This is a genomic window from Janthinobacterium saanense (genome assembly GCF_014200675.1).
Taxonomy (GTDB): domain Bacteria; phylum Pseudomonadota; class Gammaproteobacteria; order Burkholderiales; family Burkholderiaceae_D; genus Janthinobacterium.
Genome location: NZ_JACHCI010000013.1, coordinates 159,937 through 184,615, shown reverse-complemented (window position 1 = coordinate 184,615; position 24,679 = coordinate 159,937). Strand labels below are relative to the sequence as shown.

The window sequence follows — 24,679 nt, the reverse complement described above, 5'->3', positions numbered from 1 at the left end:
TGCTGATTGAGGTTGTCTGACAGTGTACGCAAAACGTATCTGGCTTTGAAGAGCGGCCAGTTACGAGAGGGTACATAATCACACGACTCTAGACATCTAAGTAATCCCCGGGAAATTATTGTGAATTCATGGCGAACAGAATTGGATGCAATGCAAGGCGCTCGTTGCGACGCAGTGCTGGCACTGCGAGATTGGACTGGCACGCATGCGATAGTGAATCGAACCGCCGCGTCTTACAAAAGTCGTTTACTGGCCCACACCCCACCCATGCGCTCGAACGCCTCCGTGCTGACCTTTTCAAAATCGCGGCTATCTTCGTTCCAGCTATAGCGCTCGACGCGGATGCAACTGGCTTCCACCCGCAGCACATTAAAGGAATTCGATTCTCCCCTGCCCCGCGTGGAGGTAGCAGTGCCGGCTTGCGCCATCAGAGCCGCGTAGCCGTCTATCTTGTAGCGCTCGGCTGTGTTGCCGGCCACGCTGGCGTGCAGATGTCCAGCGAGTAGCAGGTCTACGCCGCATGCGGCAAACATGGTGAGGGCCAGCGGCGCACGGTCGACCAGGTCCTTGGCATTGAAATTGGCGGGCAAGTCAAACGGATGGTGGGTGACGATGATGCGCGTCAAGCCCTCGGGCAATTGGCCCAGGCGCGTGCGTAGCGCATCGATTTGCTCATGGCTGATGCGGCCATCCTTGAAGGTCAGCGAACGGGCCGTATTGATGCCCAGCACGGCGATTTCATCATCCACGTATTCGGGCGACAGGTCGGCCGTCACATGCTGGCGGTATTTGCGCAGCGGCGTCAAAAAGCGGCTGAACACATTGTACAGCGGCACGTCGTGGTTGCCCGGCACGACGATCTGCGGACCAGGCAAGCTGTCGAGAAAATGCCGCGCTGCCACAAATTCAGCGCTGCGGGCCCGCTGGCTCAGGTCGCCGGAGACCACCACCACGTCAGGTTCCAGCCGTTCGACCAGCGCGCGCAGCGGCGCCAGTAAGGCCGCATCGACGCGGCCAAAATGCAGGTCGGACAAATGCACGATGGTACGCATCTCAGCCCTCCGTTTTCAAGGAAGAGACGGGCACGATCACTTGCAGCGCGGCAGGACGGATGCGATAACGCAGCGGCGTATTCATCACCGTCACTTCGCCATCGGTGGCTACGCGCAAGCGCCGGTGATGGGTGGCAATCTCCATCTCGGTAGCAGTCAGCACATCGAAATCCTTAGCTTGCGACAACTTGCCAAACAGGGCATGCAGCGCCAGCCGCACCAGTCCCAGGCGGCCGGGGCGCTGCGCCACGTACAGGCTCAGCCTGCCGCCATCGAGCCGTTCGCGTTCGCCGATGGTCAAGCCCTCCATCAAATATTCGTTATTGCCGATAAACACGAACGGCGTGCGCCGCGCATGCACTTCGCCATTCAGGGTCAGCTGCACGTTGAGGAAAGGATAGCGGCGCAGCGCGGCGACCAGAGCCCAGCTGAAGGCCAGCCACTTGCCCCGTCCCAGCCGGCGCTGCTGCTTTTCACGGTCGCGCACGATGTCGGGATACAGGCCCAGGCTGGAATTATTGAGGAAGATGCGGTCGTTGACTACACCCACATCGACGGGCACGGCCACGCCGCTGGCGACGTTGGCAATCGCCGCATCGAGATCGAGCGGGATGTTCAAGTCCTTGGCGAAATGGTTCAAGGTTCCCAGCGGCAAGACGCCAAAACGCGTGCCTTGCCCCTTGTCGACGACCACAGAGGCGACGGCATTGATGGTGCCATCGCCGCCGCCCGCCACCACGATCTCGACGCCACCGGCCAGCGCCTGTTCGGCCGTGTCCATCATTTCCACGCCGCTGGTGGCCAGGGTAATGGCCGCGTCGAGTCCCACGGCCGCAAATTGCTCTTCCAGCTGCTGGGCCCAGTCGGGCGCATAACCACAACCGGCGGCAGCGTTGATGATGACGGCGACTTTAGTCAGGATGGCTCTCCTATGTTGTTGAACGGGCAGCGCGGCGGCGGCGCAAGGTCGACACTCCGGCCATGCAGATGGCCAGCCAGGCTACACTTTCGGCCATCGCCGCCAGCACGTCGCTCAGATAATGCGCGCCCAGGTAAATGCGGCTGAAACCCACCAGCGCCGCCATCAAAAAGGCGAGCAACGCGATGGCGGTGCGCTTAGCCCAGGCGCCAGGCGCCGTGCGGCAAATCCAGTAAGCGCCCAGCACGCCATACAGCGCCGTCGAGGTGGCCGTATGGCCACTGGGAAAGCTGTAGGTATCGAGCACCGTTTGCAGCAGCGGCTGCTCAAAGCTGGGGCGCATGCGTCCGAAAACCGACTTTAACAGGACGTTGAGTATCATGACGCCCGGCACGGCAATCAACAAGGTAAACAGCCAGTAGCTGGCGCGCTGGCGATAAAAATACGCGGCCAGCAAGCTTGTCCATATCAAGGCGCCCAGCACGCCATGCAGATCGGTGTACACCAGCAGGAAAGATGTCAGCCAGGGCAGCGCATGCTGGTTGAACCAGTGCGCCACCTGCAGATCGATGACCGTGATCTGCCCGGCGCCCATCACGGCTTCGGCGATCTCGTGGAATACCACGATGGCGAGCAACATCAGGGCCAGGCCTGCCGTCAGATGCAGGCCCAGTGCGCCTTCGGGCGACAGGCGGGCGGCCAGGAAACGGCGTAGTCGGGAGGTCCAGCGCGTGCTCATGTCTGTGTCATTCCCATGTCATTGTTGTGCAGCAAACTGGTGCTTAGCTGCTGATCGAAAAACCACAGATTGAAAAAACTACTGTTTATTCATACAGTCACTGTGTTTTCATACAGTAGTTATGCTATTCTGATGACTCGTTCAACACATCTCCCTCAAAGGAATTGTCATGGCAACATTGAATAGCGGTTTTGGCCCACGTTTCGGCCTGGAATATGCCCCAAGCTCCTTCCTGGTCCGCATGGGCAAGCGCGAAATCCTCGTCTGCCGCGACTTCCGCAAGCGCTACTACACGGTCAATCCCCTGATCGAGTGTGGCACGGGCATCGAGCCGGGGTATGTTGAAGTGCTGCTGATGCGCCGCTGGCTCCTCATCCTGTCCAAGGCGCATTGAGCGGGTTTTCATCGTGAAAGCCCCACCGCCACCCGGCCGCCTTCGCCACGCGCCAGTACCGGTCAGCAGCAATAGCGCTTGACCGACCCCTCATTACTGCGTGCGTTCCGGTGCGGCCGGGCTGGCAGGTGTTTTCTGCACAGCAGCCGGTTCAAGATCAAAGACATTGGCCTCGTACCACAGGGTAACAAACAGCACCATCACGACCGGGCCGATAAACAGGCCCACCAGTCCCAGGGTTTCCACGCCACCCAGGATGCCGAACAGGACGGCCAGGAAGGGCAAGCGGGTCGCATTGCCGATCATGCCAGGGCGCACGAAATGGTCAGCCACGAACAGCACTACCGTGCCCCAGACGGCCACACCGATGGCGCCACCCACGCTGCCCTGCACCAGTAGCAAGGCGGCCGCGCACAAGTACACCAGCGGTGCACCAAACGGGATGATGGCCAGGATGCCGGTGGCAAACGCCCACAATACGGGCGATGGCAGGTCCGTGATGACGTAGGCCACGCCGATCAGCGCGCCCTCGGCCAGACCCACCAGGACCAGGCCATTGACGGTGGCGCGGATGGCGGTCGGTACTTTTTGCGCATAACGGCCCCAGCGTTCAGGGCGCAGGAAATGGCTGCCCAAGGCGGTGATCTGGCGCGTCAGCGCTTCGCCATCCTTGTAAAAGAAGAACAGGCACAAAAAAGCCAGGCCGAAGTCGACCAGACGGTGAAACACGTCGGTACCGAAGACGCGCAAGATATCGCGCGCCGAATGAAAACCGCCCACGGCGCCACCCGCCAGCAAATGGCCCAGTCCATGCGGCTGGCTCAGGGTGGCTTGCCACCAATCGCTGATGGCGCTGCCTGCCAGCGGAATGTTCGCCGTCCAGGCAGGCACGGGCAAGCCATTCATATTGGCATTGACGATAAAGTTGGCAAGCACGGGCATTTCGTGCGCCGCTTGCGCCAGGCCCAGCAGCACGGGAATGATGAAGATGCAGGCGGACGCCAAGGTCAGCAAGGCGGCAGCGACAATGGGCCGATGTCCCAGCGCAGCACGCATCCGCAAGTACAGGGGCCAGGTCGCCACGCATAAAATACCGGCCCACACCAGCGGCAGGAAAAAGCGCTGCATGACAAACGCCGTCAAGGCGATCAAGGCCAGGGAAAAGCCTGCGCTGACGATATCTCGCTGAATATCGCGCTGGGTATCGCTCATATACATCCATTCATGCCCGGCACCCAAAAGTGACCGGCTAAAGTTAAGCTATGCTACGCGACCATCGCGCAGGCGTAGCGTAACACGGGCATGATGAAAGCTACACCACGCCCAGCTCTGTTGGCCTGGCGCCCGCAAACACGTGATCGAGCTGCGCCGTGCTCAGGCTGAAGGTGCGCTGCAGCAAGCCGCCCAGCACAGAGCGATACTCATTAAGCACCGGCATGTCACGGTTCTGGAACAGATTAGGCTGGCTGATCGCTACTTGTTCGCCCGCCACCTGTTTGCCGCGTATGCCGCCGCCCAGCACCCAGAACACGCTGCCATGGCCATGGTCCGTGCCCCGGTTGCCATTTTCGCGGAAGGTGCGGCCAAATTCGCTGACCACCACCACCAGCGTATTGCGCCACTCGCTACCCATTTCCTGCGAAAACGCCGCCAAACCGCGCCCCAGTTCATCGAAGCGCCCCGCCAGATAACCGGTGCCGGCGCCCTGCCCCACGTGCGTATCCCAGCCGCCCACGTCGACAAAGCCGATGTTGTACTTGTCTTTCATGAGTTTGGCGATACGCTGCGCTTCCAGCGCAAAACCCTTGGTACTGATGGCGTTGCGGTTAGCCGCCTGCATTTCGCCGCTCAGCTCCTTCATCACATCGTCGCGCACCACAAAACCTTCACTGACAGGCTTTTGCAAAGAGGTGTTCTGGTACATCGCGGCAATAATCTTGCTTTGCCGCTCATCGATGCCCGACTTGCCCAGCGAGCGCAGCGCCATGTTCGGCACTTGCGCCCCACCCTGGAAGATCAGCGGCAACTGGTCGGTAAAGGAAATGGCACGGCTGGTCTTGTCGGCATTCAGGCTTTGCGCCAGCCGGTTCATGAAGCCCGAGCGGAAATCGCGGCGCCCATCGAGGCTTTGCCCCAGCTCTATCGTGTCTTGCGTTTCAAAATGGCTGCGCGTCAAATCGGTCGTACCCGCAAACGGCACAAAGGCTGCCTGGCCGCTATTGAACAAAGGATAGATGCTGTCGCGCAAGGCCGGATGCAGTGCCCAGTCGGCGTTCAGGGCCAGCGCGCCATTGTCTGCGCCAGGCTTGGGAATGGCGATATTGGGCCGCGCCGCATAATAAAAATCGCTGCCGATCGGCACCAGCAGGTTGTTGGCGTCATAGCCGCCCCGCAAGAAGACAAACAGCAGCTTGGCATTCGTGGCTGGCGCGGCCAGCAAGTTGCCCGCATGGCTGAACAGGGGCGCGGCGGCCAGCGCTTTTAACAGATCACGGCGTTTCATGACATTCCTTTCGATTAGCGGTGCATCATCTCTGGGGATGACAGCAAGAAAGTGTTCCACTCCTGGGGAGAGGCCGCCTGGTCCAGCGCCTGCCGCGTGGCCGGACTCAGGGTGGCTTGCAGCGACTGGAAATACAGGGCGTTCGATAATTGCGGGAAGGCCATTTTCTCTTGCGGCTGCGGGCCATCCGTCTTGAACAGGCCGGCACTGCCCGAACCGATGGTGCGGGCAATTTCAAACCGCGTATTCATTTGCCCGGGACTGGCCCAGGCGCTTTCACTCAATGGGTAACCGTCCGGCGTCTGGCGGCCATACAACGGCTCACCCATGCGCGACAGCCAGTTCAGCATCGGCCCCGCATTCAGGATGGGCTTATCGTCATAACTGAGCCGTACAGCCGACACCACATATTGCATGGGATCCTTGAACTTGTGGCCCAGCGATTGCCGGAATTCTTTACTGGAAAACATGGTTTGCAGCACGGCGGAAATCAGGCCATCCGTGCGCTGGAAGGTTTGCGCCATCTGCTCCACCAAGGTTTCGGGCGGCGTGTCGCCCACAAAATACTGGGCCAGCCTGGCGCTGATGAAATGGGCCGTCGCGGGGCTGCGGCTGAGGCGGTCCAGCGCTTCGTCCAGTTCGGCCAGGCCACGCCCTTTCACTGTTTGTCCCAGGAATTGCTTGTCACCATAGTCGTGGCGGTTTGGATTGAATTCAAACAAGCCCCGGCGCACATATTGCGATTGCAGCGCCGGCCTGACCTTGGGCGACTCCGGGCCCAGGTTGACGCCCACGCCCGTCAATATGCGCGCCAGTTCCTGCACATCCTTCTGGCTGTAGCCGCCATTCACGCCCAGCGTATGCAGCTCCATCAGCTCGCGTGCATAGTTTTCATTGATGCGGTTGGCGGCATTGGCCTCGTTGTCCAGATAGCGCAGCATGGCCGGATGGTGGACGGTGGCCGACAGCAAGTCGCGAAATTTACCCAGTGCATGCGGTGTAATGGCGTTGGCCTCGTAATCGCCGACCATGGCGCGCAGATTATGCTTGCCCTGATGCACGCTGAAATGGTTGAGCCAGAACCAGCTCATTTGCTGCTGCAACTGATTGGTTCCATACACATCGAGCAAGAGCGAGCGTGTGGCCGCTTCGCGCGCCAAACGGTTCATTTCCTGCTGATATTCCTGCTGCGCCTGCTGTTTGGCGGCATCGTCGGCCACGGCACTGGCATCCTTGCGGCGCTGCTCGACTTGCATCACCAACTGATCGAGCGGTATCTGGCTGATCGTCATGGCGGCTATCTGCGCCTGTATGCTGGGCGGCAAGACAACCTTGCCTGGATGCAATTGCTCCTGCAAGTAGCGATCCCAGCCTTCACGCTGCATCTGGCGCACGCTGCTGCTATTCACGCCCCAGCTGATACGTTCCAACATGGCAATATTATGTGCAGGATTATCTGCATGCACAGGCCCGGCTGCCGGCGGCGGCGTGGTGGCGCAGCCGGCCAGCAAGGCCGAGGAAATCAGGGTGGTGGAAAACAGGCGGCTGTTGAACATGGCGATCCTTCGAGCGGTTTCAACCACAATGCCTGAGCGTACTCCCCGGTTGACTTGCGCATGATTGCCATTTGCAACGAGATGTAATCAATAATATTCTTAAGGCAACACTACAGGCACGGCAGCACACTGCTCACGCAAAAAATCGCGCAACTGCAAGACCAGTGGCGTCACTTGCGCGCGGTGCGTGCAAACCAGGTGCAAGGGTGTCGGCTCGCCCGCCACCTCGGGCAGCAACACTTGCAAGCGGCCCGCAGCCAGGTCGGCCGACAAGTCCAGCCGCGATTTATAGGCAATACCGAGGCCGGCCACCGCCCAGCGGCGCACCAGGTCGGCATCGTCGGCGCTGCGGTTGCCACTCACTTGCACCGTCACCTGCTCGCGCTGCGGCAAGCGGTAAAACGTCCAGCGGTCATGCAAACCGTCTTCGAGTGCGAAACGCAAACAGTTGTGATGCTGCAAGTCTTCCACCGTCAGCAGCGGACCGTGTTGGTTCAGGTAAGCAGGCGACGCCACCAGCACCCGGTCATTGGCGGGGGCAATCGGCATGGCGATCATGCTCGAATCGTCTTGCTGACCATAACGCAGGGCAATATCGACTTGCTGGCGCACCATGTCGGCTACCCGGTCGCTGACGCTGAGCTGGTAGTGCAACTTGGGATGGCGCTGCTGAAACACATCGAGCCAGCCCAGCATGGTGTTGCGGCCCAGATCGGAAGGCATGGCGATTTTCAAGGTTCCGCCGAAACTGTCCTTGTCTGCAAGCAAGGCATCGCGGCCCGCGCGCAGCACCCGCAACGCTTCCCTGGCATGCTCGATATATTGCGTGCCTTCCGGCGTCAGGCTCAAGGAACGCGTGGTGCGGGCCAGCAGGCGCAGCCCCAATTCCCCTTCCAGGCGCTTGACGGCGGCACTGGCCAGCGCAGGCGAAATGCCCACCTCGCGCGCAGCCGCCGACAGGCTGCCCCGGTCGGCCGTGCACACAAATACCTGCAAGTCATCGAGTCTCAGCAATTTTCAGCATTCCTTTGAAAGTGTTTCAGTATGCGCCATCTTTTTCTTTAAAAGAAAACAAACCATCATACGTCATCTACTCTTCTTTCTTATTCAAGGATCCAGCATGAAAGCGATTGCCTACCATCACAGCCTGCCCATCACCGATGCCGACGCCCTGCTCGATATCGAACTGCCCACGCCGGTCGCCACGGGCCGCGACCTGCTCGTTGCCGTGCATGCGATTTCCGTCAATCCGGTCGACACCAAGGTGCGCAAGAACCGCCAGCCGAAAGAGGGCCAGCCTGAAGTGCTGGGCTGGGATGCGGCCGGTGTCGTCACCGCTGTCGGCTCCGACGTCAGCCTGTTCAAGGTGGGCGACAAGGTCTGGTATGCAGGCGCCATCAACCGCCCGGGCAGCAATAGCCAATTCCAGCTGGTCGACGAGCGCATCGTCGGCCATATGCCGGCCAGCCTCGATTTCGCGGCCGCCGCCGCCCTGCCCCTGACCGCGATTACCGCCTGGGAATTGCTGTTCGAGCGCCTGCAGATCAGCCGCGACCGGAACCTCACCGGCAAGTCCCTGCTGGTAATCGGCGCGGCTGGCGGCGTCGGTTCGGTGCTGGTGCAACTGGCGCGCCAAATGACGGGCGTCACCATCATCGGCACGGCGTCGCGCGCAGATACCTCGGCCTGGGTGACGGGACTGGGCGCCCACCATGTGATCGACCACAGCCAACCGCTGGCCGCCGAAATCACGCGCCTGGGCTTGCCTCCCGTCGATTATGTGATCAGCCTGAACCAGACCGACAGCCATTTCGACCAGATCGTGGAACTGATCGCGCCGCAAGGCAAGTTCGCCCTGATCGACGACCCCGAACATATCGACGTGCGCAAATTCAAGGGCAAGAGCGTCTCGCTGCATTGGGAATTGATGTTTACCCGTTCCCTGTTCCAGACGCCAGACATGATCAAGCAACATGCATTGCTCGATGAACTGGCGCAACTGGTCGACGCCGGCACCATCAAGACGACGGTCGCCGAACGCTTCGGCGCCATCAACGCAGCGAACCTGAAGCGCGCACATGCCCTACTGGAAAGCAACACCGCCAAGGGCAAGATTGTGCTGGAAGGTTTTTAAGGCAGGGTTTCTAAAGCATCATCTGATCAGGATGGCCCGAAAATCATTAACGTTGGTCAAGGTCGGCCCCGTGATCACGGCGTCGCCCAGCGCCTGGAAGAAGCCGTGGCCGTCGTTATTGTCCAGGCTGTCGCGGGGTTTGACGCCCAGCGACCAGGCGCGCTGCAGGGTGTCTGGCGTTAGCACCGCGCCGGCGATGTCTTCCTGGCCATCGACGCCATCCGTGTCGCCCGCCAGCGCAAACACGTTCGCTTCGCCATCGAGCGCGATACCCAGGGCCAGCAGGAATTCCACGTTGCGCCCGCCTCGGCCCTGGCCGCGTACGGTGACCGTGGTTTCGCCGCCCGACAGCAAGACGCAGGGGGCGGCAAACGGCTGGCTGCGCCGCGCTACTTGCTGGGCCATGCCCGCCATCACCTTGCCCACCTCGCGCGCTTCGCCTTCCAGGCTGTCGCCCAGGATATACGGCGTCACGCCAGCCGCGCGCGCAACACTCGCGGCGGCTTCCAATGCCATTTGCGGCGTGGCGATCAAAGTCGTGTGCGTGCCTGCCAGGCGTGGATCATCGGGCTTGACCGATTCGCCACGGCCGCTTTCCAGCACCTCGCGTATGCTGTCCGGCAAGCTGATGCCATAACGGCGCACGATGGCCAAGGCGTCCTCGCAGGTGGTGGCGTCGCCCACGGTGGGGCCAGAGGCGATATCGCCCAGCTTGTCGCCCGGTACGTCCGATATCGCCAGGGTCAGCACTTTCGCTGGATAACAGGCAGCGGCCAGGCGACCGCCCTTGATCGCCGACAAGTGACGGCGCACGCAATTCATTTCACCGATATTCGCACCCGACACCAGCAAGGCCCGGTTCAGGGCTTGCTTGTCTTCCAGTGTCACGCCATCGAGCGGCAGCGCCAGCAAGGAAGAGCCGCCGCCTGAAATCAGGCACAGCACGGTATCGTCGGGACTCAAATTGCTGACCAATGCCAGGATGCGGCGCGCCGCGTCCATGCCGGCCGCGTCGGGCACGGGGTGGGCTGCTTCGGCGATTTCAATGCGCTCGCACGGCACGGCATAACCGTAGCGCGTGACCACCAGGCCAGACAGCGGCCCCGGCCAATGCCGTTCCACGGCCTGCGCCATGGCGGCCGAGGCCTTGCCGGCGCCGATCACGATCAAGCGTCCCTTGGGCACGGCTGGCAAATGAGGGGGCACGCAGTGTGACGGTTGCGCCGCCTCGACGGCGGCGCTGAACATGGCTTTAAGCAAGGCTTGTGGCGTAGTCATTATGAAATCCTTGCAACACTCATTAACGGTTGACGGTCTTGGCAGGCACGCGCAGCACCAGTATGGCGCCCAGCAGCAGCACGGCCGACAGGATATACAGCGCCACGTCGGTGCTGCCCGTCGCATCCTTGATCCAGCCGACCAAAAACGGGCTGACGAAACCGGCGATCTGGCCCAGCGAGTTGATCAGCGCCAAGCCGCCGGCAGCTGCCGCGCTACCCAAAAAGGCGGTCGGCAAGGGCCAGAACATGGGCAGACCCGACAATACGCCCATGGTGGCCAGCGACAGGCCGATCATGGCGATCACCACATTGCCATGCGCTTGCGTGGCCAGCATCAAGCCGCACAGCGCCATCAGCAACGGGCCGCTCAAATGCCAGCGGCGTTCCTTGTGGCGGTCGGCGGAACGGCCCACGCAGATCATGAAGATGCTGGCGCACAAATAGGGGATCGCGCTGATCCAGCCCACCGTGACGGGGCTGGAGTAGCCGAGCGACTTGACGATGGTGGGCAGCCAGAAATTGATTGCGTACACACCCATCTGGATGCAGAAATACACCAGGCCCAGCATCCACACCTGGCCATTTTTCAAGACGCTGGCAAAGCTGTCGACCGTGTTGGCGCCGGCGCGGCGCTGGCGTTCATCGTCGGCCAGGTCGGCCAGCAGCAAACGCTTTTCTTCCCCGTTCAGCCATGTCGCCTGCTGGATGCCGTCATTGAGCAGCACATACACCAGCAAGCCCAGCACAACGGTCGGTATGCCTTGCAGCAAGAACATCCATTGCCAGCCAGCCAGGCCGTGATGGTCGGAAAAAAATTCCATCATCCAGCCCGACAAGGGGCTGCCCAGCAAGCCGGAAATGGGAATCGCGGACATGAACAGGCCCATGATGCGGCCACGGCGCGAAGCGGGATACCAGTTCGTAAAATACAGCACGATGCCCGGAAAGAAGCCCGCCTCGAACATGCCGGTAATAAAGCGCAAGATATAAAAGGCGGACGGCGTGGTGACGAACATCAGGCACGCAGAGGCGATGCCCCAGGCAATCATCAGGGTGCCGATCACCTTGCGCGCGCCCAGCTTGTGCAGCAGCAGGTTGCTGGGCACGCCGCTGGCGACGTAACCGATAAAGAAGATGCCCGCGCCCAGGCCGTACACGCTTTCGCTCCACTGCAGCGCATCGAGCATTTGCAGCTTGGCAAAGCCCACGTTGACACGGTCCAGGTAATTGAACAGGTAGCAAATGAAGATGAACGGTATCAGGTGCAAGGTGACCTTGCGGTAAGCGCCTTCGTGCACCTGGTCTGTGGCTGTGGCTATGCCTGGAATGGTGGCCATTGGAATGTCTCCGGTTTATTTTTTATGGAATCTGAGCAAGCCATCGTACAATCGCCGGCATGCAACGTCATCGTGCAAATGCATGAAAAAGAATATTTATAAAGATAAATTATTGTGCAAACGCATAAAAAATTCCAGGCTATACCATGCTGACCATCGATACTTCTTTGGCGCAAGACATCGTCCAGCGCACCATGCACATCATGCCATTCAAGGTGAATGTAATCGATGTCCGGGGCGTGATCCTGGCCAGCGGCAGTCCCGAACGCATCGGCGACTTGCATCCGGGCGCGCAACTGGCGCTGGCCCGGCGTGCCAGCGTGGAAATTGATGAACTGGCGGCCAGCAAATTACCCGGCGCCAAGCCGGGCATCAACCTGCCCTTGATGCTGCGCGGCGAGATTTGCGGGGTGGTCGGTTTGACGGGCAAGCCTGAGGCCGTGCGCCAGTTCGGCGAACTGGTGCGCGTGATGGCGGAAATGATGCTCGAGCAAGCGCAGCTGCTCCGGGAATTGCAGCATGAAAAACGTTATCGCGAAGAATTCCTGTTCCAGCTGGTCTACCGCACGGGCATCCCGGACGCCAGCATGCAAGCCTGGGCAGCGCGCCTGGCGCTGGACCTGCGCCTGGCGCGCGCCATGTTCGTACTGGAAGTACAGGATTTCGGCGAGCGCCTGGAGCAAGTGCTGGGCGAGCTGCAGCAAGTGCAGGCGGCGCTGGCGCAGCGCTGGCCCGAGCTGCTGACGGCCGTCGTCTCGCCCGGCGAACTGGTGATACTGGAAGCCTTTCCTGTTGCCGGCCCGCAGCAGGGGCGCGCGGCGCTGGCGCAAAAGCGCTTGTTGGAATTGCAGCAGGTGGCGCAATTGTCGCTGCAATCGCCGTGCACCCTGGCCATGGGCGTGGCCTTGCCGGGCCTCGATGGCGCCACCGCTTCGTATCAATCGGCCAAGCAAACGGGACGTGTGGGCCGCGCAAGAAACATCACCGGCGAACCGCGCGTGTTTTCTTATCTGGACCTGAGCTTGCCGGTGCTGCTGTCCGGCCTGCAAGACGGTTGGCAAGCCGAACAGTTGCGCCAGACGCTGTCCCGTTTGCTGCAGCACGACCGCAAATCCGGCGCCCTGATGCGCACCCTGGCGGCCTGGTTCCGCCACCACAGCCATGCTACGGCCACCGCCAAGGCCTTGCACATCCACAGGAATACGCTTGATTACCGGCTGCAAAAGATCGCCGAACTGACCGGGCTGGACCTGGACGAGACGGATGACCGCTTGCTCTTATATGTTGCCCTCCAGCTCAACTAAGCCAACTACAATAACGGTTTTATTTTTAACAACAGGAACACGATGTTAGCAAGCATAGAATGGACCAGTCTGGCCCGCACCTTCGGTCTCTTCACCGTCACGGCCGTGGCCGAACTGCTGGGCTGCTACCTGCCCATGCTGTGGCTCAGCAACAAGGGCAGCGCCTGGCTGCTGTTGCCAGCCGCCCTCAGCCTGCTGGTCTTCGTCTGGCTGCTGACCCTGCATCCAGCCGCCAGCGGCAGAGTCTACGCCACCTATGGCGCCATCTACATCGCCACCGCGCTGGGCTGGCTGTGGCTGGTCGACGGCATCACGCCAGCCTGGACCGATATCGCCGGCGTGGGCCTGGCCCTGGCTGGCTCGGCTGTGATTGCCATGGGCAGCAAGAGCGCCTGAGTATGCAATCTCATCGACTTTTAGCAATCACACCACCCATGTATTGATGCAAATCGCGAAAATCCTGCACCTTCCAGGCGTACGGCGCCAGCTTGACGCCATTCTCCCGCAAGGTGTTGGGTATCAAGTCTCCATTGGGTCGCAGTATGACCGATGACACAATCACGCCGGGATAATCATGCAGCCGTTTTTTGAAAGCGGAGGTCGTCAGGTCAGGGGTAGGAGGATTGCTTTTATTCGCCAATGGTCCTGTGCCCTTGATATCCACCCCGTGACAGATGGCGCATCTCTGCACATAGAGTTTTTTCCCATTGGCATTATCCGCAAAGGATGAGGATGCTTGAATCAGCGATAAGATTCCTAATGTGGCGATGAATACTATTTTCATTTTTATGTGGGCTGCTTGTATCAATCAGAGTTAAATCCAGAACAAACCCCTGGCACCCGCGAGAGGCTAGCTGGCTGGCATTGTCCCATTAATCGCGGTTTAACCTGGCTGCCGCACTTTCATGTGCGTGCGGCGCTGGCCGATGGCAGCCTGCGCGAAGTGCTGGCGCCATACGCCGTGTACGGCCATCCGGCCCACAGTTGCTGGCTGCTATGGCCCTCGGGACCGCATCTGGCGCCGAAAGTGCGGGCCTTGATCGACTTTTTCGCTGAAGCTGGAATCTTGTTGCGGGACACTGAAAATTAACGCCAGCAAAATACATTTGCCCAAATATAGGTTTATAATCGCAAGTCTCCCCGACGCCCAGCGCGCCTCCTTCAGGAATTGCCGCAATGAAACACCTGCACGATATCCCTTCTGCTTTCAAGCAAGAGTTTGCCAACCCGCGCCTGTGGTGGACGCGCGCCGTCGTGATCGGCATGGCGGCCATCGCCGGCCTGGTGGTGGTCGGCTTTACCTGGCTGGCGGAAAGTGCGCTGGACCTGTTTCTCCATTTCAATGCCAAAGCCTGGTGGCTGGTCCTGCTGTGGACGCCTGCCCTCGCCGCGCTGATCGTCTGGCTGACGCGCCGCTACGCGGTGGGCGCGGCCGGTTCCGGCATCCCGCAAGTGATGGCCACGCTGGACCCGGCCGTCAACCCGGCCGACCGCTCCCTGTTCGTCTCGCTGAAATTGAGCGCGGCCAAGATCGTGCTGACGGCGGGCGGCATGCTGGGCGGGCTGTCGCTGGGACGCGAAGGCCCGTCCGTGCAAATCGCTGCCGGCGTAATGCTGGCCGCGCGCCGCTTCTTGCCCCGTCACACGCAAATCAGCGCCCATTCGCTGCTGGTGGCGGGCGGCGCGGCCGGTATCGCGGCCGCCTTCAACACGCCGCTGGCTGGCGTCATGTTTGCCATCGAAGAACTGTCGCGCACGCCGGAACAGCGCAATAGCGGCCTGATCGTGGCCGGCATCGTGCTGGCGGGCTTGATGGCGGTGTCCATCTCCGGCAACGCCACGCATTTCGGCGTGATACACCCCGGCCCCATCGCCATGGCGCTGGCCCTGCCAGGCTTGCTGGTAACCCTGGTGGCAGGCGTGGCGGGTGGCTTGTTTTCACGTTTGCTGCTGGCCTCGGCACGCGGCAATCCGCTGGGACGCTTGTCCGGCTGGCGCAGCCGCTACCCCGTCTTGTTTGCCGCCGTCTGCGGTTTGCTGGTGGCCGCTATCGGCATCGCCAGCCACGGCGCCACGTTTGGCAGCGGCACGGGCGCCACGCGCGCCATGCTCGCTGGCGACAGCAGCATGCCAGCCGCTTTTGTCGGTTTTAAATATGTGGCCACCTGGCTGACCGTCTGGTCGGGCGTGCCGGCCGGCATCTTTGCGCCCTCGCTGGCCATCGGCGCCGGCATCGGCCATGACATCGCGCAACTGTTGCAGTACCCGTATGCGCCAGCCCTGATCGCGCTGGGCATGGTGGGTTTCCTGGCGGCCGCCACGCAGGCGCCGCTGACGGCCTTCATCATTGTGATGGAAATGGTCGATGGCCACAGCATGGTGCTCAGCCTGATGGCTTGCGCAGTGGTTGCCAGCACCGTTTCGCGCGTGCTCAGCCCACCGCTGTATGGTGCGCTGGCGCAACTGCAATTGCAGCGATTGCCTCAAGCACCTACATCGCAAACTACATCGTAAAAGTGAACGGCTGCATGCCGGCCTGGCGGTCATCAGGCGTGACCACGGCCAGCAAGGCCGTCAAGCCCTGATTCAGCTGCGCCAGGCTGGCGGCATCAAGCTGGGCCAGCGCACTGGGCAGTAAGCCACGGGCCGGCTGCGGCGCATCGGCAATCACGGCCTGGCCCTGCTCCGTCAAGGTCAAGGTCACCACGCGCTGGTCAGGCTGGTCGCGCGCCTTGCGCACATAGGTTTTTTTCACCAGCGCATCGACCAGATTGCTGGCCGTGGTCTGGTGCAGCGACATCTTCGTCGCCAGTTCCCCCATGCGCAGGCCGGGCTGGTCGTGCAGCTCCTGCATCACCCATAATTGCGCACCGGACACGCCACACTGCTTCTCGATCTGCGCCGAGTGCCGCTGCGCCGCGCGCATGACAACGCGCATGTTTTGCAAGGCCAGGCTGCGCGCCCGTTCCAGCTCACCTGGCGCTACATTGACCGTTGCCGACGCTTCGCGTTCCATCACCACTGTCTCCCGAGATTATGCCGGCCCTTGAGTCATCCTCGACCAAGCCGCAAACCCGCATGATACCTGCAATCGCCCATCAAAAGATCATGGATAGACTGGCACCGGCTGCCCATCCCGCCACAGCTGCTCCAGGGTCTGCCTGCCGTTCTTGTCCCAACGCCGCTCCAGACCCTGTTTCTGATCATGCTCATACGGCACGATCTGCTGCAAGCTGCCATCGCGGTACCAGACTTGCATCAAGCCCTGGCGCTGCCCATCGACAAAGGGAATCACGCTGGCGCGCACGCCGTTTTCATACCATTCCGTCACATCGCCCTGCTCGCGCCCCTGCACATCGCGCTGCCAGGCAATCACGGGCTTGCCGTCGGGCGCCCACTTCTGCATGCTGAGGATGTCGCCCCGGTGATACCGCACTTTTTGCGACACTTGCCCATTGTCATGGCTTTCAAACGACCAGCCTTCAGGCTGTCCATGCACGAACACGGTGCGGGCACGCAAGCTGCCGTCCGGTGCGTAATCGACAAACTCGCCTTCGCGCTTGTCATGCACGAAGCGCACGCGCTGATACAGTTGTCCATCCGTATGAAACACTTCCCACCAGCCATGCAGCTGGCCATCTTTCAAGTGGGTACGGCTGCTGACCTTGCCATTCGCCCCGTAAGACACAAGCTCGCCATCGACCATCTGCGTGCCGTGGTACACGATGCGGTTCATCAACTGGCCATTCTCGTGGAAACTCTCGACCAGGCGCCCACTCGGCAATGGTGTTTCGCGCTGTTTGAGCTGGCCACTCTCGTAAAACAGCTCGCCGCCGGCCAGTTCCTTGCCCTGGGCATCGAGCCTGGCTGTTTTAAACAACTGCCCATTCTCGTAATACCATTTGCGCAGGTGCACGAACTTCGCCTGGCTCAATTTCAGATCGGTGGTGTAAGTCTCCATGGCAATTTTGCCTGGCGTTTCGGGAAACTCCAGCAGCACATGCCAGGCGCCCAGCGCCTCGTCGCGCACAGGCGGCGTGCGCAGCGCATACGTGGCGTGCAAGGCGTCGCTGGGCTCAAAATCTTGCGTCAGGTACATGGATTGCGTCCCTTCTGGCACGGCTTCCTGCTGCGCATGCGCGGCCAACGGCAAAGCCAGCGCCAGGCACAAGGCCATGCGCATGGCTGCTGGATTTTTCATAGGTATACATACGGCTGTCGACGAAGGCGACATCATACCGGCAGGTGGCGTTTTGCAGCGTTACGCAAGACCAGGGAGGGGGCCGGATGCACCAACAAGCACATCCGGTACAGCAGAAACAGCGGAAGGTCAGGACTTTTGCGGCTGATAACGGCTCAGCAAATCCTGGAAGCGCTTATCTTTACGCAAGGTATCAAGATCGCGATCCTGGCCCATCTGATCGAAATACTGGAAGCCATCCTTGAAACTCGTTTCAAATTCTGCCAGGGCGTCATCCGTGCGGCTCTGCTTCAGGCGCAAGATGGCTACGTTGTAAGACACCAGCACATTGTGCGGATCGCGCAAGCGCGCTTCGCCCAATTCTTTCTCTGCCTCTTCAAGCTTGCCTTGCGCCATCTTGGAAATGGCTGCCTTCAGCATCTCATTCGCGGCAGCCTTGCTGCTGGCCGTTTCAGCACCGGCAGCGTCGCCACTGGCCAGCTTCTGATCACCTTCGATGCGCAAGGCTTTGGTCGCCTCGTCGCTAGGCGCCAAGGCGGCATCCTTGCTGTAGTCTGCAACCTTTTGCACGGCCTCGACCACGGCAGGAGCCGCTTCGATCATTGCCAACGCCGCCGTCACTGGCCGTTTCACATACCAGTAGCCGCCAGCGCCCGCCGCCAGCACCAGCGCGCCGGCCACGGCCACTATCACTGCGTTCTTTTTCGAGCCACCAGGACGCGCCTGACCACCTGCTTGCAATTCCATCGGCGTATCGCACTTTGGACACTTCACATCCTCGCCAGGCGAACGCTCGAACGCTACGCCGGAATTGGCATTATCGCAATCACCCAGGGTGGGACACTTATATTTCGCCATCGTATTACCTTTTATCGTGAAAACCGGCGCAGCCGTCTTGCACCGCCGCGCCGGAGTAAAACATCGTTAGCTCGCCTGCGGCATGCGGATCAGGGCACGCACGGGATCGCGCAAGGAGCGCAAGGCCAGGAATTCAGGGTCCTGGTCATCTTCGCCAGCGGCCTCGAAACGCTGTATCGCCAGGTCCGTGTACTGCTTGAACAGCGAGTTCTTTTGATCGATATGCTGGAATTCCGCCTCGATCTTGCGCGCCACCTCTTTTTCGATGGCTTTCTGCAGATCGATCGGATGCTCGGTCTCCATCACATCATGCAGACTCGCGCCAGCCAGCACCTTGGAGGATGGCAAGCCATCTTCCATGGCGATAAACACCCATTCCGGCATGCCCGACACACGGTTGGGGCGCTGCTTGATCATCTGCAGCAAATTAGCCACCAGCAAGGTTGGCTTGCGCATGCCGCGCGCCTGGGTTTCCGTTGCCGTACGGGCAAACAGCGGCGGCAATTTCTTGCCATTGCCTTCGCCGTGCAAGAGATACGATTCCTTATGGTCCGTCAACAAGCCGTCATAGTGGCGTTTCAGGTAGGTCAACGATTCCGTATAGCGCAGCGGCATCAATGCCGTCACCTTCATGATCACGATCTGATTCGGCATCTGGCCCACGCTGATGGTGGTGCTTGATGCCGAGTCGCGCTGCGACTTGAACTCGTTTTCCAGGTCGGCACGGAACACTTTCTGATGCTCGCAAGCAGGCAGGAATACACCCACCGTCTCGTACACGCCCGGCGAGGCATTGCCCACCTTGCGGTCGACCTCGGTCTTATTGAAGACCAGGGTACTGCCCGCCTCGTCATACAGGCTTTGTACGAATTGCTTCAAACCACTCTTGTTCGCATCGTATTGTTTTTGCAAGCGCTCGACGATATTGACATGCAGCACGGGCGGCAAGTTCTTGGCGATCTCGCCGTGCGCCAGTTCCACGATACGCGCCGATTCCTGCGACAGCGTGCCGATGATGCTGCCCAGGGAAATGCTGCGATTGAGCTTTTCAAACGAATCGACTTCGACGCCGCCCAGGTTGATCAGCGATTGACGCACACGCTGGGTGCGCGCGGCCTGGCTGACCTCATCGCTGATCATCGCCTTGAGGATGGTCGTGATGGCGCCCATGTCGAAGATGCGCTTCTGGTAAGCCGCATCGGCATCGCCCAGGCGGGCCGCTTTTTCGCGGTTGAATTGCTCGGTAGCGACCACCAGGTTTTGATGCAGCTCATCGATCTTGCCGCGCAAGGTCAACAGTTGCTCCTTGACGAAGGGCAACAAGGTGCTGGCAAAGCGCAAGCCTTCCAGCGTGGTGCGCGCCACATACAAGTCCTGATGCTGGGTAGCGATATCGGCAAACAGGCCGCCGCGCTTATCCGTCAGGTGCTTGCCAAGGAAGCCCACCTTGTTGAATTGTGCCGACAGTTCCGTATTGCGCTGCTGGACGCCCTGCAGCACGGCCGGCATCTTGGCGATGCGTTCCAGGATGACGTCCTGCTTTTCATCGAGCGCCAACACCAGCGCATCGGTGTAGTGGCGCAACTGCAGCAGCGATGCGGTGCCCGATTTCCAGCGGCCAAACAGTTCTTTTTCGATATGGCGACCGATATGGCGCGCCATGTCCAGCCGCGCATTACCCTTGATTTCATAGAATTTTCGCACACCGCCCATGGTACGGTAGGTATCGTCAAATACTTTGGCCAGGCGCGTATTGAGTACATCGATCCAGCTGGTTTCTTCGATCAGCTTGTCCGCCTTGATTTCCGGCGCCAGGCGATTGACGATCTGCTTCCAGTATTCCTGTGGCGGCTTCCAGTTACTGTTCTTGATATCATCGTCGAGTATGCCCGTCTCGAGCATCAGATGCGCGTCCGTCAGCAGCAGGCTTTGCAGCACCTCTGCCTTGCGCACTTCCGAACCCCAGTCTTTTTCCAGCGCCTCGTCAGCATAGCCTTCGCCCTGACGGAAGTTGTTGAACATCAATTGGCGGCTGGCTTGCTCAGCAAAGCCATAGGCGAGGAATTCCTTGATTTCCTGCTCCGGCACGACCACCCGCTTGATACCGAACGAGAGGAACAGCTTGGCGCGCGCCTTTTCAGGATCTTTGCCAGTGTCATCTTCGGTTTCGAAGTTGATGATGTCGTTCTCGCCTTTTTCGGCCCGGTGCAAACCTTCCCAGGCCTTGTTCAGGGTCTTCTGGTAAATGAACTCGGCAACGATGGTCGGCAGCTCCGATTCGACTTCAAACTGGATGCCATGTTCATTGATGTTGTTGATCAGGTAGCAGCCGTTGAAATACACATCGTGCGCCATCGGCGAGCCATCAAGCAAATTGATCGGATGGTATTTACCCACTGCCATCGCGTTCAGCTCGGCCAGGGCGGCATAGCCGTTGGCGTAATAGTTCGAGAAACCGGCCACGTCCTTGACGCGCTTGGAGTTTTTCTCTGGCAAGAAAGCATAAATCAGGATGCGGTATTTATCCTGCTCCGGCAATTGCTGACGAATTTGCGCCACGGCATCGACCACCGAACCACTGCCGGTGCCGCCGGCCAGGCCGCAAACCACATGGATGGTCACGCCCGTCTTGCCCTGCGACTGCAGATCATGCACGCGCTCTTCCACGGCCTTGACGAACTTCGGCGCATTTTGCGCGAACACCATGCGGCCCAATTTGCGCCGCTGCGCAGCGCCGGCGATACCGGGCTTGACGAAGTCAAAAATGGCGCGCGGCTCGATCCAGCCCTGCATGCCGGGGAAGGAACCGGGATCGTCCAGCACGGGACGGATATTGCTGGCGGTATTAATCGCGACCTGGCCACGGTCGAGCTCGATATCCTTGCCCAGCACTTTCCACTCATCGCGCTTGTCCAGCTCGTCGGTGGAGGTATCGATATAGAGGAAATCGAAGCGCGCGTCAGACATGCTGACACCGTCGGCATCCTTGTTGCGTTCGATGGTTTTCTTGATTTGGCGAATGATCTTGCCACCGGTGCCACCGAGGCCGACGATCAGATGATTATTTGACATAGCGTTTTATCGTTGAGGTGATCGGGAATCGGATTTATTGATGCGACAGCTGCAATTTCAGGTACAGGCCGTCGTCCTTGGAGGTCAGGGTCTTGACGATGTAGGCCGCCACGTGGCCGCCCGTATCGGGCTTGACGTCTTCACTGAAAACAATCGCTTTCGAGGCATAGCCCTGGCCAGCCTCCGGCGCGCCAGCACAGTCGCTGTCGGGTGTGAAGACCACGCTCTTGGCGCTGTAGCCGGCATCGGCCAGCAGCGTCGGCGCGGGACCGACGGTTTTCCATTCGGTAGCGCCGGTCACCACCGGAGCGGCCGTCTGGGCAATCGCCGCGGCCGGTTTGGCGCAGATCAGGGCCGATGCATTGCTGACGCCGCCATTGCTGGCCACCAGGTCAGGCTGCAAACTGTCGATCTTTGCCGTCACCGGCACGTCCAGCGGTTTCGGCGACAGGTACACCAGCAACTGCTCGGTGCCCGGCGGGCCTTCGAACTCAAAAGCGCCGCGGCCAGGCAGGAATACCGTGCCCATGGCGTCGATGAAATTATCCTTGCCCGGTTGCGGGTAGATCTGCGTGACCTTGCCATCCGGCGCCTGGTTCAGCACATACACATACGATGGACGGTTGACCTTCACGCCCAGCTGGAACTTTTCGCCGGTGGCAAATTTTTGGCTGGCCAATACATCGCGCGTGGAGCCGTCGCTATTCTTGATACGGATAAAGTAGCTCGTGCCGATCTGTGTATCCGGCCTGGCTTTCTTGGCAGCAGTCACCACCGCTTTGCGCGGCGCCGCCTTTTTGACAACCGCCTTGATCGGTTCCACCGGTGCCGGCGTGCCCGTGTTGGCCGTCGAAACGGCGCCGTCCTCGGCAAAAAACAGCGACTTGGCGCTGTAACCTTCTTGGGCGGCAGCGCCGTTCATCAACAGCGCGAGGGAGAGTGCAATGATTGTTTTTTGCATGATTCGCTTTCCAGAAGTCATGCGGGCAGCCGCCAGGCGGCTATCCGCTTGGTGGGTTTTACAGGTATAGATTGTCTTGCTTGGCAGGGAAAGTGGTGTACTTGCGCGGCGTTTGCTGTTCCTTGCCGCCGCTGACGCGCTGCGCAGTGGCCGAGGTAAAGTCGCGGGCATGTTCAAAGGCAGGCTCGATCTCGCCCTTGCTTTGTTCCAGATAAGCAAAGAATGCCTGCGTAAAGAAGGAACCGCGCAGTTTTTTCGTCGGCGCCAGCGGGCTCACGAATTCGCCCACCTCACGTACGGGGCCGAGCGCAATCTGTCCGGCGCTGGTGGCGGTAATGACCGTGTAGCCGCTACGGCTGCGGTCGATTTTCTGCGGCACACCCTGGCGCCGCGCCTTGTCACTGGCAGCCGTTTCCTCAGGGCTGTAGACGATCGCCTTGGCCGTATATTTCTCGCCCGTCCAGGCGCCCAGTGACACGCCTTCCCGTTCCGGCTGGCCATTATTGGCTTTCAGGATGAAGGCTGTCGACTCATCCTGCACATCATTGAGCATTTCACCGCTATAGCAGGTATCGATGAAAACGCGCGTCTCGCGGCTGGGCTTTTGCGCCAGTTGCTGCACCAGCGTGTCCGATACCGAGCTTTCCTGTATCTGCAGCGCGAAATCCTGGCGGTCGCCACCACGCGCATCGGCACTGCCGGAATCGTAGGCAACGATGGACATGCGGCGCTGGTCGAGACCATTGGGCGACGGTACCGGCGTAGTACCGTGGCTGGAAACATAGATGAACAAGCTGTCATTGGCTTGCAGGCTATTACCGACTTCGACAATCTTGGCCTCGATATTGGCCTTGGTCGCCTGCTCGCCAAACAGCGAGGTGACCTGATAGCCAGCACGGCCCAGCTGCCTGGCGACCTCACGCGCGTCGTCCTCCCCCTGGATTGCCGAGATCCTGGCGCCGTTACGGAATTCATTGATGCCCACCACCAGCGCACGTTTCTGCGGCGCGCCCAGCACCGCCGACTTGAGCGCCCTGCGCTGCTCAAAGAAAGCGGCACTGGCTTGCTGTGCATCCCGTTCCCAATGCCGTTCCTTGATATTGTCCGGATAAATCGGCGACGTGGTTTTCAGGCCCACGACGGATTGGGCGATCACAAAAGCGCGCTCGACTTCCAGTTCGTTCTGATAACTTCCCGCCAGACGCACACGCCCCACCTGATCGCGTACCACCGCAGCGTTGCTTAATCCATGCTGCTTGAATTTCACCGCAATTTTCTGCATGAGTTCCGGCGGCACTTCGTAGGAGTAATACACGGGCTGATAACCGGGCAATTGATTGGCGGCACAACCGCCAAGCAACAGCATGGCAAAGATGGCAAAGCTACGCCATAGCGATTTCATCATGGAATGCACTTATGAAGGAAGGGGAGAAGGGGAGAAATTCCGGCAAGCCGCCTTATCATTACGGCGGCCTGCGCACTACCAGGAATCCCGATAGGGAATTAAATAATGGTTACTGTCTTCGATTTGCTGACGACAGGGGTTTTTTCAGTTTTCATCTGAATTTCATAACGCAGTTTCATGCCAGGCTTAAAATCCGAAGATAATGGGAAATTAACCGTATCGGTATGCTGCGCCGGCTCGAAAGTCTTCACTTCCGTGCTCTTTCCTGCAGTAAATGGCATCGGATCTTCTTTGCCATTTTCGATAATGTAGATTTTGCGCGAAATTTCCACCGGGGTTTCGGCATCATCCGGCGTCAGCACCGTGAATTTGGTATTCATGGGAATACTGGCAGTACCGCTTTGCACGGATTCCGGCATGTCGATATCCATGATGCTTGTCTTGATACCCTCGCTAGGCTTGTACTTGGCAGCCTTCTTGGCTTGCGCCAAGGTCGCCGAACGCGTTATGTTCGATGCCGGCACCCAGCCTGGATTCTTGCTGTAGCAGGTATTGGTCGCTTCATAATACGCTTTCACGAAACCAATGCCGCCACCCGCCAAGGCGCCCAATGCGGTTGCCTTTATCGCATCATTTTTCTTCATGCCGCCGAACAATGACGCTCCCAGCCCTGTCAATGCCCCCACTGCGGCGCCCTTCGCCGTTGCCGTCACCTGTTCCGATTTCACACAAGAATCCAAATCGGCATAGGCCGATTCCTGGGCCGCCACGTTCGACGCGAGCAGCGTCAGTGCACACAGCACGGCAGTGGTCATTTTTGATGGAAAAAAACTCGGATTTATCATTGTAATGTTCGTTTCAGAATAAAGAGAACAGATTGAAGGCCGCATCAGACATGCCACTGCCAATGCCATGCCGCAGGAATATTCGCCGAACCAGGAATTCATCGACAATATCGCCAGAA

Annotated in this window: 23 protein-coding genes; 6 read left to right on the top strand and 17 right to left on the bottom strand. The window is 59.9% G+C overall.

All coding sequences use genetic code 11. The features are described 5' to 3' along the window. Nucleotides 1-233: 233 nt before the first annotated feature. From HDE72_RS18115 to HDE72_RS18105, 3 genes are read right to left on the bottom strand one after another with little or no spacing between them, the layout of a single operon-like run. A complete protein-coding gene (locus tag HDE72_RS18115; protein ID WP_183743453.1) occupies nt 234-1,052 on the bottom strand; it encodes a metallophosphoesterase family protein in 819 nt (272 codons plus the stop codon). Between the two features lies 1 nt (nt 1,053). Next, nucleotides 1,054-1,971: a diacylglycerol/lipid kinase family protein gene (locus HDE72_RS18110; RefSeq protein ID WP_183743484.1), complete on the bottom strand. Its 918-nt coding sequence runs from the start codon at nt 1,969-1,971 to the stop codon at nt 1,054-1,056. Nucleotides 1,972-1,981: 10 nt separating this feature from the next. Beyond that, the gene (locus HDE72_RS18105) at nt 1,982-2,710 is read right to left on the bottom strand and encodes a phosphatase PAP2 family protein (protein ID WP_183743451.1); all 729 of its coding nucleotides are present in this window, start codon (nt 2,708-2,710) and stop codon (nt 1,982-1,984) included. A gap of 169 nt (nt 2,711-2,879) precedes the next feature. On the opposite strand from HDE72_RS18105, the gene HDE72_RS18100 reads away from it, so the two are divergent. Then, nucleotides 2,880-3,104 carry a hypothetical protein gene (locus tag HDE72_RS18100; protein ID WP_183676844.1) on the top strand — a complete coding sequence of 75 codons (225 nt, stop codon included), beginning with the start codon at nt 2,880-2,882 and terminating at the stop codon, nt 3,102-3,104. Nucleotides 3,105-3,197: 93 nt separating this feature from the next. Here HDE72_RS18100 and HDE72_RS18095 read toward each other — a convergent pair whose 3' ends face one another. From HDE72_RS18095 to HDE72_RS18080, 4 genes are all read right to left on the bottom strand, one after another. After that, entirely contained in the window at nt 3,198-4,316 is a 1,119-nt protein-coding gene (locus tag HDE72_RS18095) for an AI-2E family transporter (protein ID WP_183743449.1), read from the bottom strand. Nucleotides 4,317-4,416: 100 nt separating this feature from the next. Then, complete coding sequence (locus HDE72_RS18090; RefSeq protein ID WP_183743447.1) at nt 4,417-5,607, bottom strand: DUF1501 domain-containing protein; 1,191 nt, start codon at nt 5,605-5,607, stop codon at nt 4,417-4,419. Nucleotides 5,608-5,621: 14 nt separating this feature from the next. After that, nucleotides 5,622-7,163, bottom strand: a complete 1,542-nt coding sequence (locus tag HDE72_RS18085) for a DUF1800 domain-containing protein (RefSeq protein ID WP_183743445.1) — start codon at nt 7,161-7,163, stop codon at nt 5,622-5,624. Nucleotides 7,164-7,262: 99 nt separating this feature from the next. Continuing rightward, nucleotides 7,263-8,177: a LysR family transcriptional regulator gene (locus HDE72_RS18080; protein WP_183743443.1), complete on the bottom strand. Its 915-nt coding sequence runs from the start codon at nt 8,175-8,177 to the stop codon at nt 7,263-7,265. 106 nt (nt 8,178-8,283) lie between these two features. Between HDE72_RS18080 and HDE72_RS18075 the strand changes: the two genes are divergently transcribed. Next, nucleotides 8,284-9,297, top strand: coding sequence for a zinc-binding alcohol dehydrogenase family protein (locus tag HDE72_RS18075; RefSeq protein ID WP_183743441.1), 1,014 nt, complete (start codon nt 8,284-8,286; stop codon nt 9,295-9,297). A gap of 18 nt (nt 9,298-9,315) precedes the next feature. Here the strand turns inward: HDE72_RS18075 and HDE72_RS18070 are convergent, their stop codons facing one another. Together HDE72_RS18070 and HDE72_RS18065 are read right to left on the bottom strand one after the other, a co-directional pair. Continuing rightward, nucleotides 9,316-10,575 carry a glycerate kinase type-2 family protein gene (locus HDE72_RS18070; RefSeq protein ID WP_183743439.1) on the bottom strand — a complete coding sequence of 420 codons (1,260 nt, stop codon included), beginning with the start codon at nt 10,573-10,575 and terminating at the stop codon, nt 9,316-9,318. A 22-nt stretch (nt 10,576-10,597) separates the two neighbouring features. Continuing rightward, on the bottom strand, nt 10,598-11,914 hold the full coding sequence (locus tag HDE72_RS18065) for an MFS transporter (protein WP_183743437.1): 1,317 nt from the start codon (nt 11,912-11,914) through the stop codon (nt 10,598-10,600). A gap of 146 nt (nt 11,915-12,060) precedes the next feature. Between HDE72_RS18065 and HDE72_RS18060 the strand changes: the two genes are divergently transcribed. Further along, nucleotides 12,061-13,218, top strand: coding sequence for a sugar diacid recognition domain-containing protein (locus tag HDE72_RS18060; RefSeq protein ID WP_183743435.1), 1,158 nt, complete (start codon nt 12,061-12,063; stop codon nt 13,216-13,218). A gap of 42 nt (nt 13,219-13,260) precedes the next feature. Further along, a complete protein-coding gene (locus HDE72_RS18055; RefSeq protein ID WP_183743433.1) occupies nt 13,261-13,614 on the top strand; it encodes a YnfA family protein in 354 nt (117 codons plus the stop codon). A gap of 10 nt (nt 13,615-13,624) precedes the next feature. On the opposite strand, the gene HDE72_RS18050 is transcribed toward HDE72_RS18055, so the two are convergent. After that, nucleotides 13,625-14,002 (bottom strand): c-type cytochrome, encoded by a 378-nt coding sequence (locus tag HDE72_RS18050; protein ID WP_183743431.1) that lies wholly within the window; start codon nt 14,000-14,002, stop codon nt 13,625-13,627. A 6-nt stretch (nt 14,003-14,008) separates the two neighbouring features. Between HDE72_RS18050 and HDE72_RS28090 the strand changes: the two genes are divergently transcribed. Both HDE72_RS28090 and HDE72_RS18040 read left to right on the top strand, forming a co-directional pair. Then, nucleotides 14,009-14,308, top strand: a complete 300-nt coding sequence (locus tag HDE72_RS28090; RefSeq protein WP_311735246.1) for a LysR substrate-binding domain-containing protein — start codon at nt 14,009-14,011, stop codon at nt 14,306-14,308. A gap of 86 nt (nt 14,309-14,394) precedes the next feature. Further along, a complete protein-coding gene (locus tag HDE72_RS18040; protein ID WP_183743427.1) occupies nt 14,395-15,732 on the top strand; it encodes a chloride channel protein in 1,338 nt (445 codons plus the stop codon). Here HDE72_RS18040 and HDE72_RS18035 read toward each other — a convergent pair. The 7 genes from HDE72_RS18035 to HDE72_RS18005 form a co-directional block, all read right to left on the bottom strand. Further along, complete coding sequence (locus HDE72_RS18035; RefSeq protein WP_183743481.1) at nt 15,722-16,234, bottom strand: MarR family winged helix-turn-helix transcriptional regulator; 513 nt, start codon at nt 16,232-16,234, stop codon at nt 15,722-15,724. The genes HDE72_RS18040 and HDE72_RS18035 overlap by 11 nt on opposite strands. Nucleotides 16,235-16,324: 90 nt before the next feature. Continuing rightward, complete coding sequence (locus HDE72_RS18030; protein WP_183743425.1) at nt 16,325-17,419, bottom strand: toxin-antitoxin system YwqK family antitoxin; 1,095 nt, start codon at nt 17,417-17,419, stop codon at nt 16,325-16,327. 129 nt (nt 17,420-17,548) lie between these two features. After that, complete coding sequence (locus HDE72_RS18025) at nt 17,549-18,277, bottom strand: TPR end-of-group domain-containing protein (RefSeq protein ID WP_183743423.1); 729 nt, start codon at nt 18,275-18,277, stop codon at nt 17,549-17,551. A gap of 66 nt (nt 18,278-18,343) precedes the next feature. Next, nucleotides 18,344-21,349: a tubulin-like doman-containing protein gene (locus tag HDE72_RS18020; RefSeq protein WP_183743421.1), complete on the bottom strand. Its 3,006-nt coding sequence runs from the start codon at nt 21,347-21,349 to the stop codon at nt 18,344-18,346. 34 nt (nt 21,350-21,383) lie between these two features. Beyond that, nucleotides 21,384-22,310 carry a DUF4384 domain-containing protein gene (locus HDE72_RS18015; RefSeq protein ID WP_183743419.1) on the bottom strand — a complete coding sequence of 309 codons (927 nt, stop codon included), beginning with the start codon at nt 22,308-22,310 and terminating at the stop codon, nt 21,384-21,386. Nucleotides 22,311-22,368: 58 nt separating this feature from the next. Then, a complete protein-coding gene (locus HDE72_RS18010) occupies nt 22,369-23,715 on the bottom strand; it encodes a caspase family protein (RefSeq protein WP_183743417.1) in 1,347 nt (448 codons plus the stop codon). Between the two features lie 98 nt (nt 23,716-23,813). Further along, the gene (locus tag HDE72_RS18005) at nt 23,814-24,662 is read right to left on the bottom strand and encodes a hypothetical protein (RefSeq protein WP_183743415.1); all 849 of its coding nucleotides are present in this window, start codon (nt 24,660-24,662) and stop codon (nt 23,814-23,816) included. Nucleotides 24,663-24,679: the final 17 nt, after the last annotated feature.